This is a genomic window from Streptomyces sp. NPDC028289, assembly GCF_055565975.1.
Genome location: NZ_JBVHTI010000002.1, coordinates 864,293 through 878,907 on the forward strand (window position 1 = coordinate 864,293; position 14,615 = coordinate 878,907).

Annotated in this window: 16 protein-coding genes and 1 pseudogene; 10 read left to right on the forward strand and 7 right to left on the reverse strand. The window is 69.2% G+C overall.

The genetic code is table 11. From position 1 onward, the window contains the following. The first annotated feature begins 8 nt into the window (after nt 1-8). Both ACZ4UV_RS11750 and ACZ4UV_RS11755 read left to right on the forward strand, forming a co-directional pair. Nucleotides 9-815 carry a strictosidine synthase gene (locus tag ACZ4UV_RS11750; RefSeq protein ID WP_388341431.1) on the forward strand — a complete coding sequence of 269 codons (807 nt, stop codon included), beginning with the start codon at nt 9-11 and terminating at the stop codon, nt 813-815. A 112-nt stretch (nt 816-927) separates the two neighbouring features. Further along, complete coding sequence (locus ACZ4UV_RS11755; protein WP_388871024.1) at nt 928-1,758, forward strand: enoyl-CoA hydratase/isomerase family protein; 831 nt, start codon at nt 928-930, stop codon at nt 1,756-1,758. A 442-nt stretch (nt 1,759-2,200) separates the two neighbouring features. Here the strand turns inward: ACZ4UV_RS11755 and ACZ4UV_RS11760 are convergent, their stop codons facing one another. Then, the gene (locus ACZ4UV_RS11760; protein ID WP_351613369.1) at nt 2,201-2,914 is read right to left on the reverse strand and encodes an SDR family oxidoreductase; all 714 of its coding nucleotides are present in this window, start codon (nt 2,912-2,914) and stop codon (nt 2,201-2,203) included. A gap of 168 nt (nt 2,915-3,082) precedes the next feature. Here ACZ4UV_RS11760 and ACZ4UV_RS11765 point away from each other — a divergent pair, with 168 nt between their 5' ends. Further along, a complete protein-coding gene (locus tag ACZ4UV_RS11765) occupies nt 3,083-3,685 on the forward strand; it encodes a TetR/AcrR family transcriptional regulator (RefSeq protein WP_351613366.1) in 603 nt (200 codons plus the stop codon). A 137-nt stretch (nt 3,686-3,822) separates the two neighbouring features. Here ACZ4UV_RS11765 and ACZ4UV_RS11770 read toward each other — a convergent pair whose 3' ends face one another. Together ACZ4UV_RS11770 and ACZ4UV_RS11775 are read right to left on the reverse strand one after the other, a co-directional pair. Beyond that, on the reverse strand, nt 3,823-4,683 hold the full coding sequence (locus tag ACZ4UV_RS11770; RefSeq protein WP_467837529.1) for a LysR family transcriptional regulator: 861 nt from the start codon (nt 4,681-4,683) through the stop codon (nt 3,823-3,825). Nucleotides 4,684-5,096: 413 nt separating this feature from the next. After that, the gene (locus ACZ4UV_RS11775) at nt 5,097-5,363 is read right to left on the reverse strand and encodes a recombinase family protein (RefSeq protein ID WP_467837532.1); all 267 of its coding nucleotides are present in this window, start codon (nt 5,361-5,363) and stop codon (nt 5,097-5,099) included. 28 nt (nt 5,364-5,391) lie between these two features. Between ACZ4UV_RS11775 and ACZ4UV_RS11780 the strand changes: the two genes are divergently transcribed. From ACZ4UV_RS11780 to ACZ4UV_RS11790, 3 genes are all read left to right on the forward strand, one after another. Next, entirely contained in the window at nt 5,392-6,135 is a 744-nt protein-coding gene (locus tag ACZ4UV_RS11780; protein WP_467837534.1) for a hypothetical protein, read from the forward strand. Then, nucleotides 6,132-6,494 (forward strand): winged helix-turn-helix domain-containing protein, encoded by a 363-nt coding sequence (locus ACZ4UV_RS11785; RefSeq protein WP_467837535.1) that lies wholly within the window; start codon nt 6,132-6,134, stop codon nt 6,492-6,494. The genes ACZ4UV_RS11780 and ACZ4UV_RS11785 overlap by 4 nt, the downstream gene beginning before the upstream one ends. A gap of 78 nt (nt 6,495-6,572) precedes the next feature. Continuing rightward, complete coding sequence (locus tag ACZ4UV_RS11790; RefSeq protein ID WP_467837537.1) at nt 6,573-7,778, forward strand: alpha/beta hydrolase family protein; 1,206 nt, start codon at nt 6,573-6,575, stop codon at nt 7,776-7,778. Between the two features lie 130 nt (nt 7,779-7,908). Here ACZ4UV_RS11790 and ACZ4UV_RS11795 read toward each other — a convergent pair whose 3' ends face one another. Then, on the reverse strand, nt 7,909-8,112 hold the full coding sequence (locus tag ACZ4UV_RS11795; protein WP_467837539.1) for a hypothetical protein: 204 nt from the start codon (nt 8,110-8,112) through the stop codon (nt 7,909-7,911). Between the two features lie 70 nt (nt 8,113-8,182). Between ACZ4UV_RS11795 and ACZ4UV_RS11800 the strand changes: the two genes are divergently transcribed. Further along, on the forward strand, nt 8,183-9,373 hold the full coding sequence (locus ACZ4UV_RS11800; RefSeq protein ID WP_467837541.1) for an iron-containing alcohol dehydrogenase: 1,191 nt from the start codon (nt 8,183-8,185) through the stop codon (nt 9,371-9,373). A gap of 68 nt (nt 9,374-9,441) precedes the next feature. After that, the gene (locus ACZ4UV_RS11805) at nt 9,442-10,452 is read left to right on the forward strand and encodes an enoyl-CoA hydratase/isomerase family protein (RefSeq protein ID WP_451018735.1); all 1,011 of its coding nucleotides are present in this window, start codon (nt 9,442-9,444) and stop codon (nt 10,450-10,452) included. Nucleotides 10,453-10,689: 237 nt separating this feature from the next. On the opposite strand, the gene ACZ4UV_RS11810 is transcribed toward ACZ4UV_RS11805, so the two are convergent. After that, on the reverse strand, nt 10,690-11,703 hold the full coding sequence (locus tag ACZ4UV_RS11810; RefSeq protein WP_451018734.1) for an NADP-dependent oxidoreductase: 1,014 nt from the start codon (nt 11,701-11,703) through the stop codon (nt 10,690-10,692). Between the two features lie 115 nt (nt 11,704-11,818). Between ACZ4UV_RS11810 and ACZ4UV_RS11815 the strand changes: the two genes are divergently transcribed. Continuing rightward, nucleotides 11,819-12,328, forward strand: coding sequence for a winged helix-turn-helix transcriptional regulator (locus tag ACZ4UV_RS11815; RefSeq protein WP_451018733.1), 510 nt, complete (start codon nt 11,819-11,821; stop codon nt 12,326-12,328). Nucleotides 12,329-12,399: 71 nt separating this feature from the next. On the opposite strand, the gene ACZ4UV_RS11820 is transcribed toward ACZ4UV_RS11815, so the two are convergent. Then, nucleotides 12,400-13,005 carry a CGNR zinc finger domain-containing protein gene (locus tag ACZ4UV_RS11820; protein ID WP_451018732.1) on the reverse strand — a complete coding sequence of 202 codons (606 nt, stop codon included), beginning with the start codon at nt 13,003-13,005 and terminating at the stop codon, nt 12,400-12,402. Between the two features lie 64 nt (nt 13,006-13,069). Between ACZ4UV_RS11820 and ACZ4UV_RS11825 the strand changes: the two genes are divergently transcribed. Further along, entirely contained in the window at nt 13,070-13,942 is an 873-nt protein-coding gene (locus ACZ4UV_RS11825) for an alpha/beta fold hydrolase (RefSeq protein WP_351613347.1), read from the forward strand. Between the two features lie 187 nt (nt 13,943-14,129). Here ACZ4UV_RS11825 and ACZ4UV_RS11830 read toward each other — a convergent pair. Further along, nucleotides 14,130-14,606 (reverse strand): annotated as a pseudogene (locus tag ACZ4UV_RS11830) (MFS transporter); the annotation flags it as partial. Nucleotides 14,607-14,615 lie beyond the last annotated feature (9 nt).

Here is a 14,615-nt window from a genome sequence, read left to right on the forward strand (position 1 = left end):
GCAACATCATGAGCACGTCACCGGTCGCTGCGCCCCCGGAAGTGAAGAAGCCTCTCACCTCCTCGATCCTGCTGTGGGTGCGCACCGACCAGCCCCGCCAGACCGGCATGGACCACTGGAAGGGCCCGCACTCAGGGATCATCTCCGCCACCCCGGGCCTGGACGAGTACCGGCAGATCCACCTCGCCGAGCACAACCCGGGCCTGTGGCCGGCCATCGACGGGGTCCAGACCGCGATCCCCGCCGACCGGAAGATCGACGGCGTCGCGGAAGTCACCTTCCAATCGGTGCTTGCACCCCTGAAAGGGCGCAAGCAGACGAAGCTGGCCTACGCCGACGAGATCAACGTGTTCCGCCGCACCCTGCTCTACGCCGGCCCGCCGAACTCATCCCGCTGGTACGACGTCGCAGGCCCCGGACAGACGGTCGGTGCCCGCGCGCTGATCTACCTTCGCCGCAGAAACGGGGTCGTCTCCGGCGCCTTCCGGAAGTTCGTCAACGAGCAGCTCGCCCCCACGCTCGCCGGCACCGGAGCGCTGACGGAACTGCGCACGCAGACGTTCCTGCCCTGGAGCGAAAAGCTCTGGGACACCCCGGACGTCGCCCACGACAACCCCCACGACCAGCACTTCCACGCCTCGGTCAGCCTCGGGTTCGCCGACACCGCAGCACGGGACGCCTTCTTCACCGGCAACGCGATCGAGGACCTGTCCAACCGTCTGGCACCGCAGGTCTCCGCGATCCACGCCTACGACGTCACCGCCGCCCTCACCTACGTCAGGAACGGCGACATCCTCCCGCACTACGAGGAGTGAGCGGCGCGGGCTCTGCTCAGCAATGCATCCGCGCCATGCTTCCCCGCCCTCCTCGCGCCCCCGTAGCCGTCTGACACTCCTCACACATCCGAATCCGTATCCGGAGCCAGCCATGAGCGAGCACAGCCCCATCCGTTTCGAGCGCACCTCACCGCAGATCGCGAAGATCACCTTCGCCAACCCGCCCGTCAACCTCATCACCGGCGAGACCGTCCTGCGCCTCATCGAGATCGTCGAAGAACTGGCCACCGACCCGGACATCCAGGTCGTGCTGTTCGACAGCGCCACCCCCGACTTCTTCTACAACCACTTCGACCTGGCTGCCGCCGCCGACTTCCCCGCCCCCGAGGACCCGGAAGCAGTGCCGGCATGGACGAATCTGGTCCTGGAACTCTCCAAAGCGCCCTACATCACCATCGCGGCCATCCGGGGACGCACCCGCGGTGGCGGGAACGAGCTCGCCCTCGCCCTCGATCTGCGCTACGCCAGTCGTGAGAAGGCGATCTTCGGACAGCCCGAGGTCGGCAGCGGACTGCTGCCCGGCGGTGGCGGCGCCGAACGCCTCCCCCGGGCCATCGGACGCGACCGCGCCCTGGAAGCCATCCTCACCAGCGACGACTACGACGCCGACACCGCCGAGCGCTGGGGCTGGGTCACCCGCGCCCTCCCCGACAGCGAACTCGACGCCTTCGTCGGCACCGTCGCCGCCCGGCTGGCCTCCTTCGACCGCACCTCACTCGCCTCGGCCAAAGCCCAGATCAACCGGGCATCCCTGCCCCCGGACGCGGACCTGGTCGCCGCGTACGGCGAGTTCGCCCACTCCCTCACCCTCCCCGGTTTCCTCACCCGGGCCGCAGGCACGCAGGCCCTCGCCGAACAGGCCGGCATCGACTTCGAATACCGTCTCGGGCACCACATCGGCGTCGCCAACCAGCAACGCTGACACCCGGCAGGAAGCGAGCACGTACGCAGCAGATGCCGCGGCCGTGCTCGCTTTGTCGCGAGTCCCATCTGGGTCGTCGTACGCCTGCCCGATGGAGGAGGGGAACGATGGCGCGAAGCCCGGTCACCATCGAGGAAGACCGACGGATCGGGGCTGCTGCGGACGCGGTGCGGTGTTCGACGTCTTCCGTACCGTGGTCCAGGGCTCACCACCCAGTGGCGCGGTTTGTACGCCGACAGGGCTGCGGGTGGTGTCGGGGAAGTGTCCTTGGCGGTCGCTGGGCGACTGCACCGATGGTGCCGGGCTGCTGATCGATCGGACTGCTGCTTGGGCCGACTGCCGATACGACGGTGCACGCCTCCGCGATGCCGGCACACCGTTCGAACCCCATGGATCAAGCGGTCCCGACGTCAGGACATCACATCGGGACCGAAGGCGAGGTTCAGGCGTTCGTGCCGCGCAGGTCCGGGTAGAGCGCCTCGACCGGGCCGCTCAGAGCCGCCTTGACCCCCTGGGTCAACTCGTCGGCCAGGACCTCGTACTCGCCGGCCTCGACCGCGTCGTAGACCGTCGTCACCAGCTGCGTCGGCAGCATCTTGGGTCCCTCGGCGTGCGCGGCCATGTCGGTGTCGACGTAGCCCATGTGCACACCCGTCACGTGGACGCCCATGGGTGCGAGCTCGATGCGCAGAGAGTTGGTGGCCGACCACAGTGCGGCCTTGGACGCGCTGTAGGCGCCGCCGAAGGCGTACCAGCTGGCAACGGAGTGCACGTCGATGAGGATTGACCCCTGCTTGGCGGCGAGGATCGGTGCGAAGGCGCGGGCAAGAAGAACTGGTCCGAAGAAGTTCGTCTCCATGTTCGCCCGGATGTCCGCCTCGGTGACGTCCAGCAGGCTCGCGCTCGGCGGGGTGGCGCCCGCGTTGTTGACGAGCACGGTGACGTCCGCCGCGGCGGCGACGGCCGCGTCGATCGACGCGCGGTCGGTGACGTCAAGGGTCAGGGGGACGATGCGTTCGTCGTCCCAGGCGCGGGGGGAACGGGCGGTGGCGTAGACCTTGGCGGCGCCGCGAGCCAGGGCGTCGTGGACGAAGTGGGTGCCGATGCCGCCATTGGCGCCGGTGACGAGGACGACTGCTCCATCGAGGGAGGGCATGGGTGTTCCTTCGTTCCAGGGGGATGTGAGGTGCGTGGCTCTGCACGGGTGGAGCAATGACTGCTCGCCCTGTCGTGGGAGAATGAGCACAGCCATATTCGAGCCCACGCGGTGGCGAGTGTAATCATAACTGACTGCAGTCATAATCTATTCCCGGAGGACACCGCCATGTCTGTCGCCCCCCGGCCGGTCGGACGGCGCGAGCGGAACAAGCAGGAGAAATTCGACCGCATCGTCGCTGCCGCGACGGAGTTGTTCGCCGAACACGGCGTCGATGAGGTCACGACCCAGCAGATCGCCGACAAGGCCGACATCGGCACCGGGACCCTGTTCCTTTATGCCAAGACCAAGGGCGAACTCCTCCTGCTCGTGCAGAACGCCAAGTACATCGAAGCGCTCGAGCAGGGCCGGGCCGACGCCGAGACCGTCCCCGGCGTGCTGGACGCGGTGATGGCGATCGTCCGGCCGATCGTGGAGTGCAATCGCACCCAGATCGACAACGGACGTACCTACCTGCGAGAGATGGTCTTCGGCGACCCCGAGGAGCCCCGGCACGGTGCGGCACTCGCCATCGTCGCGCAGACCGAGGAGGCCGTCGCCGCCGTGCTCCGCCGAGACGAGCGGGTCGCAGAGGGCGACGCCGCGACGCTGGCACACATCGTGTCCGCCGTGATGTTCCTCAGCATGGCGGTGAGCGTGAACATCGCCTTGAGTGTCGAGGAGATCGTGCAGGACATCCGGGGGCAGGTCGACGTCCTGCTGCCTCGCTGAAGTGCGGCCGCACTCCGTCCCAGGCGATCATCAGGATGGTTTTCGGCTACGCCATGGCTCTGATCCCGACCGCCGCGACCGGGCGGCGGCTGTGGTTCGATCGGCGGGATTCCACCGCACCTGCATCTCGCCGGCGTTCACTCCGGAAGCAGTTCATCGGCCCGTTCGGCGACCTCTTGCCGTAGCGCGGCCCACAGGGCGCGCACGGCGGCGTGTGTCACCGTCTCCCGGCGGACGGCCAGGGTGATGGGGAGCCGGATGTCGATCTCGTCGGGGAGCAGCCGGCGCAGTTGCCTCCGCTGGGTCAGGAAGGCCGGAAGGACGCCGATGCCGGCTCCCTGCCGGGTGGCTTCGAGTTGGGCGAAGACGTTCGTCGAGGAGAAGGGGGGCATGCCGGGAAGGTGGCGCTCGATGTCGAGGTCGCCGACCTGCAGCATGGACTCGATGTAGAAGATGAGCGGGTGCTCGCGCAGCTCCGCCAGCGACTTCGGCCGGCCGTATTTGGCCAGGTAGTCGTCGCAGGCGTAGAGCCCCAGCGTGTAGTCGGTGAGGTGCTCGGTCACCAGGCGGCTGCTGGAGGGAACGCCGATGACTACGGCGAGATCGAAACCGGACGGGCGCAGGGCGAGCTGCCGTGTCGCGGTGATGAGTTCGACCTGGAGCTGGGGGTGGTGGCGCACCCGTACGAGGGCGGGCGTGACGAAGGCGGTGCCGAAGCCGTCGGGCGCGCTGACGCGCACCGTGCCGTGCAGGGACGGCGAGTCCTGGCCCTCCACGGTGTCGACGACGCGGTCGATGGCCTCCTCGATCACGCGCGCGCTGTCCGAGATGGCTCTTCCGATCTCCGTCAGCGTCCATCCGTCCGGGCCGCGTTCGATGAGGCGCAGGCCGATGCTCTTCTCCAGCGCGGCGACACGGCGTGACACGGTGGTGTGGTCCACCCCGAGTGCGTCGGCGGCTGTCACCAGGCGTCTTTTCCGGACTAAGAAAACGATCACGATTCGGCGCCCTTTAGCGCGCGAGGAAGGTGGCCCTCGGGGAGGATCGGAACGGCCAGTAGCAGGAGCGGTCAGCTGTCAGTGAGCTGGTTCGGAACGCGGCCGGAGGCTCAGAGCTCCTGCAGATCCGGGATGTGGTTGTAGAGGGTGCCGGGGCTGACCCCGAGGAGCTTGGCGATCGAGGTAATCGAGTTCTCGGGGTTGGGCAGTATGTCGCGGGCGGCGCGGATGATCTCGGGGCCACGGTGGGCCGACCGCCGACCCGGCCGCGGGAGCGTGCGGCGTCCAAGCCCTCGCGGGTGCCGGAAACGATCGGCTCGCGGATGAACTCGGCGAGCGCGGCGAAGACGCGGAAGACGAGCCGGCCGCCGGGGTGGTGGTGTCCAGGGACTCGTGCAGCGAGCAGAACCCGATCACCCGGCGGCGCAGCTACCGACCATGTTCCCCAAGTCCTTGAAGGAGCGGCCGTAGCGGTCGAGCGCGGGGACCACCAAGGTGTCGCCGACGGCGAGGAAGGCGTGGTCGGCCTTGAGCTCGGGCCGGAGGTCGTCCTTGCCGGACTTCTTGTCGGCGAAGATGCGTCGGCACCCGGCGGCGGTGAGTGCGTCGATCTGGCGGTCGAGCTTTTGCCCGCCGGGTTCCCGGATCCGAACTTGGAGTGCACACAGATTTCTTGCCATAACTAGTTTGTGATGCAAAGCTGACGGCATGACAGACGCATCGACGTCCTCTCCGGGCACTCCCCACGAAGTCCTCGCAGGCCTCGGCGACCTGACCCGCCAGGTCCGTGCCGCGCAGCGCGGCACCTGGTTCCCCCTCCTGCTGCTGGGCGTTCTCACACTGGGCGGGATCCTGGTCGGCCGCTTCACCTTCGCGGTCGAGACCGTTGCCTGCCCAGCGGGTGAAGCCGCGGGCAGCGGCTGCACCCTGGTCACGCAGGGCTCGGCGGTCTACTGGCCCCTCGGTCTCGCCCTGGCCTACGCCGCGACGGCGTTCTTCTACATCCGCCGCTCCCGCAACCGCGGCGTCGGGACCCGGGTCCGGCCCTACGTCCTGACGGGGATCGTCTTGGTCGCCCTGGCGAGTGCCACCGCGATGTGGAGCCTGCGACACGGGATGCCACAGCTCGGCGAACCACTCGACTTCTGGGGCCTGCACCTCGACCCCGCTTCCGAGGTGACGAGGTTCCTCGAACGGCTCGCCGGGAGCGCCATGGCCGTCGGGCTGCCACTGCTGGTGCTGGCCTGGGTGGAGCGCAGCCTCGCCTTGCTGCTGCTCGCTGTGGTGTACCTGGCCATCGAGCTGGTGCCGCTCACCACCGGCTGGTCGGGGATCCCGTTCACCTCGCCGTGGTCCGCTCTGCCCACCTTCGGCATCCCCGGCGTGCTTCTCCTGCTCGGTGCCCTCGGTTTCGGCCTGGCCGAGCTGTCCGGCAGGCGCAACGCGTCATGACCGATCAGCCCGAGCAGCACCCCGTCACCGGCCTGGACGACGTGGTCCACCAGCGCGTGCGCCTGGGCATCCTCACCGTTGCCCACCAGGCGCGCCGGGTCGAGTTCGGCTTCTTGCGCACGGCGCTCGGCCTCACTGCCGGAAACCTCAGCCAGCATCTGTCCGTGCTGGAGAAGGCCGGGCTGGTGGAGATCGAGAAGGGCTACGAGGGCAAACGTGCCCGCACCTGGCTCTCCCTCACCCCCGCGGGGGACCGCGCCCTGCGGGACGAGGTAACCCAGCTCAAGCGACTCATCCACCAGATCGAGCACGGCAGCTCAGCCCAGAGTTTTGATCCGCGTCCCGGCGAACCGTGGTGAGCCGTGAGCGGCTCCCGCCGACGTCCGGCGGACCCGGACAGCACGCCGAACATCGTCCAAGAAACCCAGGGAGGACACGTGACCATCACACCGGTCACCACGACGGACATGACGCGCCGTCGCATGCTCGCAACCGCACTGACAACGGGGGTCGGGGCCGCCGTGCCGATCAGCGCAGCGCGCCAGGCGTGGGCGGCTCCGACCGCCCCCGGTCTGTCGCGGCTCACGCTGTCCAAGCCCACCGGGCCGCACCCAGTGGGCACGGTGCCGCTCCACCTCGTCGACACCTCGCGTCCGGATCCTGCGGCCGGCCCGGGACATCCCCGCGAGCTGATGGCCAGCGTCTGGTACCCCGCTTGCAAGACGAAGGACCTGCCGCGTGCTCCCTGGATGACCCAGGGTGCGCTGCGGGCGATTCTGGCGGACGTCGGCTTCCCCCTCGATCCCGCCCTCGGCCCACTCACCGCCGCACACATGGGCGCACCCGTGCACCAAACGGACCACCGCCTGCCCGTCCTCGTGTACTCGCACGGCGCGGGCAGCCATCGCGGCGACCACACCATCATGGTCCAGGAACTCGCCAGCCACGGCTACGCCGTGGTCACCGTCGACCACACGTACGACGCGTTCAGCGAGTTCCCCGACGGCCGACTCACCGTGCCGGCAGAGGCCCCGCCGTTCCTGGGTCCCCGGGACTTCGCCACGGACCTCCGGTTCGTGCTCGACACCGTCGAGGCCATGGCCGCCGGGCACAACCCCGACGTCGACGGCAGGCCACTGCCCCAGGGACTGCCCGGCGCCCTCGACCCGAGGTGCATCGGCGCGTTCGGCTGGTCGAAGGGCGGCACCGCCACCGCGCTCACCATGCTTGCCGACCAGCGCGTTGGCGCCGGGCTCAGTATCGACGGTCCGATGCAGCCGACCATCACCACCGACCTGGACCGGCCGTTCATGATGATGACCGCCTCGTTTAGCCGGGCTGCCATGCCGGACGTCGCCGAGTTCTGGACACACCTTCGCGGTTGGCGGCTGAACATCCAGGCCGACGGGGCCATCCACCAGACGTACGGCGACGACGCGACACTGATCCCGCAAGCGGGCAAGGTCCTCGGCATGACGAGCCAGCAGATCCAGGACATGATCGGCACCCTCGATCCGGCTCGGGCGGTCCGGATCCAGCAGGCCTACCCGCTCGCGTTCTTCGACCGACACCTGCGACACCGCCGGGGACATCTGCTCGACGGCCCGAGCGCGGCCTTCCCAGAGGTGAAGTTCATCCCGTAAGAAGCGTCGGGCCGCGCATTGCGCGGTCCGCCCAAGACTCCCAGGAATGCCGTCGCCATCCGGGCGCGGCCTTCGCAAGGCCGGCTGTCCGCGTCCGCGCAGCCCTTCCGTTGCGCGATTGGCGCTCCTATCACTCGCCGTCGTCCTCCCCGCCGGTCGAGGGTTCGCGCAGCGGCCTGCGGCCGGCCTCCTGCGGACGGAAAAACGCATGGCGGCCGAGGAAGTTGATGTGGTCAAACTGCAGCGGTGACAGGCGAGCCAGCAGGTCGTCGGTGCCGGGGAAGCCGCCAGCGGAGAGTTGCTTGACCGCCCGTCCAGGTAGAGGCTTTTCCACAGCACCACGGCGTTCAGGGCCAGTCCCAGCGCGCCGAGCTGGTCCTCACAGTCGGGGCAGCGGGCGCGACATGCTCCGCTGTTCTTGCCGAAAGGGCCGCCATGGTTGCCAGCCTTCCCTCCCGCGGATCCTGCGCGTCGGCGGCGGTGCCGTCGGCGAGCTGGGTGACGTCGTTGCAGGGTTGGGCCTGCACCGCCCCTTGCTGGTGACGGACGCGTTCCTTGCCGGGACGGGTGTGGCGGAACGTCTGATGTCGACGCTGAGGGATGCCGGGCTACAGCCGTGCCTGTTCGCCGGCACCGTCCCGGATCCGACGACCGACTCGCTCGAGGCGGGCCTGGCCGTGCTGCGGGAACACGGGGCGGACTCGGTGATCGGGTTCGGCGGCGGCAGCCCGATGGACACTGCCAAGGCCCTCGGCCTGCTGGGCGTCCAGGGCGGCCGGATGCGGGACTACAAGGCCCCGCACACCAGCCTCGGCCCGGCGCTTCCGGTGATCGCGGTCCCGACCACCGCGGGCAGCGGCTCGGAGGCCACCCAGTTCACCATCATCACCGACAGCGCGACGGACGAGAAGATGCTCTGTCCGGGGCCGGCGTTCCTGCCGGTCGCCGCCGCCGTCGACTTCGAACTGACCCTGTCGATGCCGGCCCGGCTGACCGCGGACACCGGTGTCGACGCGCTCACCCATGCCGTCGAGGCGTACGTGAGCCGCAAGGCCAATCCGTTCTCCGAAGGCCTTGCCCTGAACGCGATCCGGACCATCGGCCGCCACCTCCGCCGCGTCTACGTCTACGGCGGAGACGTCGAGGCTCGCGAGGCGATGATGCTCGCCGCGACCCAGGCCGGCATCGCCTTCTCCAACTCCAGCGTGGCGCTCGTGCACGGCATGAGCCGTCCTATCAGCGCTCACTTCCACGTTGCCCACGGTCTGTCGAACGCGATTCTCTTCCCCGCGGTGACGGCGTTCTCCGTGCCCGCCGCCGAGAGCCGGTACGCCGACTGCGCCCGCGCCCTCGGAGCCGCCACCGACGGCGACAGTGACGCCATGGCCGCCGAGAGGTTCGTGGAGGCGCTCCGTGACCTGTGCAAGGATCTTGAAGTGCCCACCCCTCGGGCCCACGGCATCGACAAGGACGAGTGGTTCCGCCTGTTGCCCCTCATGGCAGAGCAGGCGCTCGAGTCCGGATCCCCGGCCAACAACCCCGTCGTACCCACCACGGACGAGATCCAGGAGCTCTACGCCCAGATCTATGCCTGACACCCGGCGAGTGAGGAACCGTGATGGCCAGGACAGTCAGGTCCACGCGGAGTGCGAGATGACGAGCCATGACTGATACCGCTGCGGTCGCGGTTCTCACCGACGTGCACCGAGGCGTCGGCCGGATCCTGCTGAACCGGCCCAAGGCGCTCAACGCCCTGACGACGAGCATGGTCGGCGCCATCGACGGCGCACTCGCCGCACGGGAGCACACCCGCCTGTCCGCTGTGGTGCTCGCCAGCACCAGCACGAAGGCGTTCTGCGCCGGCGGAGACATTCGCACGATCCGAGAGCACAGCCTTGCCGGGGATGCCGCGGCCAGTGAAGGGTTCTTCGCCTCCGAATACCGGCTCAACGCCCGGATCGCCGAGTATCCCGTCCCGATCGTGTCGCTCATCGACGGCCTCTGTATGGGTGGCGGTCTGGGGCTGTCCGTCCACGGCGGCTTCCGCGTCGTCACCGAGAGCGCGGTGCTGGCGATGCCCGAGACCGGGATCGGGTTCTTCCCGGACATCGGGGCCAGCTACTTTCTGCCGAGGCTGCCCGGCGCGATCGGCATGTACCTGGGACTGACCGGGCACCGGCTCGACGCGGCCGACACCCTGTACACGGGGCTGGCCACGCACTTCGTCCCCAGCGACCGGCTCGCCGCGGTCGCGGACGCTTTGGCCGACAGCCCCGGTGACCCGGTGGACGTCGTCCTGAACCGTCTTGCCGGCCGTTCCCCGGTGGCGGAGAGCAGGCTGGCGGACGTACGCGGTGACGTGGACTGGGCGTTCGGTGCGCCGACCCTCGGCGAGATCGAGAAACGCCTGCACCACCTCGACGCCCCCTGGGCCGCAGCAGCGCTGGCCGCCCTGGAGGGGGCCTCGCCGCAGAGCCTGGAGATCACTCACGCCTTGCTCGCGCGGGGCAGGCAGTACACGTTGCGCGAATGCCTCGCCATCGAACTCGCTCTCACCCGCACGACCATCCGCACGCCGGACTTCCTGGAGGGCGTCCGTGCGGCCCTGGTCGACAAGGACCGCAGTCCCCACTGGCAACGCGCGTCGCACGGCGGACGGACGCTGCAGTCCTGAGTAATTCCGCGGGGTCGGGAGGGACGCGGAGCCGTCCACGGCGCCGGTGCCTGGTCGATGCAAGCCTGTCAGGCCCTGTCCGTCATGAGCGTCGATGACCGCGAGCCGTAAGGGGGTTTCGCCTGGCGCGGTGAAATCTCCGTCTCTCCGCCTCGGCGGGCTCGTGACCCAGCCTGACGCGCAACGGGTGCGAGGTATCGACCACGGTTCGGGGCGGCGTAGCGGCCCGGCCTGATCTCAGTCGCCGTCGGGCACCATCGAGACCACGACCTTGCCGGCCTTGGTGCGGCCCTGCTCGACGTACGCCATCGCCTCGAGCGTCTGGTCGAACGGGAAGGTCCTGTCGACGACCGGGCGGAGCTTCCCGCTGTCGTAGAGGGCGCTGAGCTTGCGCAGCTGGGAGCCGTCGGCCTGCATGAAGAGGAACTGGTAGCGCACGCCCAGCGCCTTGGCCTGCTTGCGGACCTTGCGGCTGAGCGTGTTCATCACCAGGCCCATGAACGAGGGGGCGCCGAGCTGCTTGGCGAACCCGGCGTCCGGCGGGCCGACGACACCGATGGCCAGACCGCCGGGCCTCAGCACCGTCAGGGACTTCTCGAGGTTTGTCCCGCCCAGGGAGTCCAGCACCAGGTCGTAGCCGGACAGCACCTTGGAGAAGTCTTCCTTGGTGTAGTCGACGACGACGTCGGCGCCGAGGCTCCTGACCAGCTTCTCGGTGTCGGTGCCAGTCGTCGTCGCCACTGTGGCGCCGAGGTGCTTGGCGAGCTGGATGACCGTCGATCCGAGGCCACCGGCACCGGCGTGGATGAGTACCTTCTGGCCCGGCTGCACGCGGGCGCGGTCGACGAGGATCTGCCAGGCAGCCAGGGCCACCAGCGGTACTGCGGCTGCCTCTTCAAAGGTGAGTGAGGCCGGCTTGGGCGAGACGTCGTCCTGGTCGATCGCGATGAACTCCGCGAAACCGCCGATCCGCAGGTCGCGGGGACGGGCGTAGACCTCGTCCCCCACTTCGAAGCCGCGTACGGCGGAACCAACACGCGTCACGACGCCGGACACGTCGTGGCCGAGGGTGAACGGAAGCCTGTACTTCAGGAGTTGCTTGAACTCCCCGTTGCGGACCATCTTGTCCAGCGGGTTGATGCTGGCGGCGCTCACTCTGACCAGGACGTCGCGGTCCCCGACGGTGGGCTCGGGTACCTGTGCGGCGCGGGCGCCGTCCTTGCCGTACTTCGCGACGACGAATGCCTTCATGCCGGCCGCCTTTCTGGGAGGCCCCGCTTCGCGTGCGCGGCCGGGTTGATGTGCCAGTTGTGACGCTACTTGCTGGGTATAGGAAAGTAAACTTAGGCGAGGTTAGTATCACCCCATGGATGTGTGGACCGAAGCTCTTCAGGACTCCGGCATGGACCCCCGTCTCGACCGGGACATGTCGAACTGCTCGATCGCGCGGACCCTTGAGGTCGTGGGGGAGAAGTGGACGATCCTGATCCTCCGTGAGGTCTGGTACGGCTCGTCCCGCTTCGGTGACTTCGAACGCGTCCTGGGCTGTCCTCGCAACCTGCTCGCGGCGCGACTCCGGATGCTGGTGGAGGAAGGGATCCTGGCCACCGAGGCCTACAAGGAGCCGGGTGCGCGGAGCCGGCCGAAGTACGTGATCACCCCGAAGGGCATGGATCTCGTACCGGCCGTGATGGGGCTCCTGCAGTGGGGCGACCGGTATCGCGCCGATCCGGAGGGGCCGGCCGTGCTGACGCGGCACCGTGGGTGCGGCGCGCACGTCAACGTCCACGTCCGCTGCGAACAAGGCCACTCCGTGCGGGAGGAAGACATCGAGAGCGTTCCTGGGCCCGCTTTTCGCATGAAGGCCGCCGAGTGAGCTGAACGCGGTTGCATCGGGCGATCGGCGCGACGTCGCCGGCTGTGGACGAGGGTGCCGGGTGGGGGGCCTCAGCCTCTCGGGGTGTGCTCGCTCCGTCTGGCCCGGGCCTGGTGGAGGCGGACCTTGGTGCGGTTGCCGCAGCGCGCCATGGAGCACCAGCGGCGGTTGTGGGCAGGGGAGCGGTCCAAGAAGCGCAGGGCGCAGGTGTCCGCGCCGCAGACGCGTACGCGCCGGATCTCGGCGGACAGAAGTAGATCGACGGCATCCTGAGCGACGAGCGCCAAGGCGACCGCGGGGTGGGTGGCCAGCTTCGCGGTGCCGGCAGGCTCCAGGCGTCCGTCCGTGATGGCGATCTGCAGGGCGGGGCGCGGGGCCTCCGCTGCTGATCGGTTGAGCATCATGATGTCGTCGGCTGCCGGCAGACGGCCGTCGGCGCCCGCCAGCACGGCCCGGTCGACGACCTCGCGCAGTCGGCGGCCCGACGCCAGGGTGGCGGCAGTGGCGGGGTGCGGGGGGTCCGGTGCGAGCAGCCCGGCCTCGTGAAGCCAGAGGACCAGGTCGCCTGAACTCCGGAGTGTCTCCGTCGGCGATGTCCGCCAACGGTCGCGCAGGGTGTTGACGAGGTCCAGGCAGACCCGCCCGCCGTCCCAGATCCACATGTCGTCCGTTGCCACGTCCCTATTCTGCACGTTAGCTTAACCATCTAAGAGGGTTAGTGCGTGCGAAGGAGGCGGATCCATGGGGCAGCCGACAGTGGCGACCGGAGTGAGTCAGGTGGACGGGGTCCGTCTGCACTACCTCCGCGCGGGCTCCGGCCCTCTGCTCGTCCTGCTCCACGGCTGGCCGCAGACCTCCGACTGCTGGCGGCCGGTGCTGGCGGATCTCGCTGCCGACCACACCGTCGTGGCACCCGACCTGCGCGGCTACGGCCTGAGCGACAAACCCACCACCGGCTACGACAAACGGCGGATGGCCGCCGACATCGCCGGCCTCGTCGAAGTCCTCGGCTTCGAGAAGGCCGCGGTCGTGGGGCACGACCGCGGCGCGCGGGTGGGGCACCGCTGGGCGCTGGACCGCCCGGAGCAGGTGGAACGACTGGCCGTGCTCGACATCGTGCCCACCCGGGAGATGTTCCGCCGCCTGGACGCCTCGCTTGCCTCCGGGTACTGGCACTGGCTGTTCCAGATGCAGCCCGATCTGCCCGAGCGGCTGGTGGGGCATGACATGCGGGGGTATCTCGAGTACTTCTTCGAGCGGTGGACCTACAACCGCCACGGACTGACACCCGATGCAGTCGACGGGTACGTCCGCGCCTTCTCCCGTCCGGGTGCCATGCGCGCGAGTTTCGACGATTACCGGGCCATGGAGCAGGACATCGCGCTGGACGACATCGACGCGTCCGCGGAGCGCCGCCTCGCCATGCCGGTGCTGGCCTTGTGGGGTGCCGCAGGGCTGCCGGCCCGCTTGCCGACGCTGGAGATCTGGCGCGACTACGCGGATGACGTCACGGGTGCCGAGATCCCGGAATGCGGTCACTTCATCCCGGAAGAGCAGCCGGAGGCGCTGTTGGCGCACTTGCGCCCGTTCCTGGCCGGAGAGACGAACCGCTGACGCCGTCACGGTGACGGACATTGCGTCCCTCCGGAGGGTGCGCACTGGCCGCATGGGCAAGTCGTCGGAGGGGCTTCGACCACGGTGCGATGCCCCCGTGTGCGGCGAATGAGCTTGAAGCGTGAAGGACGGGAGCGCCGGGGGGTGGCCCAGCTGAAACAGGCTGGGCCACCCCCCGGCGTGGAGCTCAGATTGCGACCGATGCGCCGGCCGGAGCGTCCTCCGTGGCAAGGCCGGCAGCTGGGCCGTCAGCCCCGTGCCGCCGGGGCATCAGGAGAGCCAGGGCCGCCGCCGGGCCGACCGCACCGGCACCGACCCAGAGCGCCGGCACCAGCCCGTCCACGACCAGTGAGGCCGATTCGTAGCCGCCCTGCGCGGAGAACACCGCCGCCAGCGATGCGACGCCCATGGCACCGCCGACCTCGCGGATCGCGTTGTTGGCACCGGAGGCTCTGCCCTGCTCCTGCGCGCGGACCGTGCTCATGACGAGGTTCGCGCTGGGAGCGAAGAACACACCCATGCCGATTCCGCAGACGATCAGCGCCGGCAGAAGCGAGGTGTACGACACCTGCGGCTCGACGGCCAGCGCCCAGAGCCCCAGGCCCACTGTGTTCAGGGCCATGCCGACTGTGACAGCGGGAGTGCCGCCGATGCGGTCGGACAGGTGCGGACC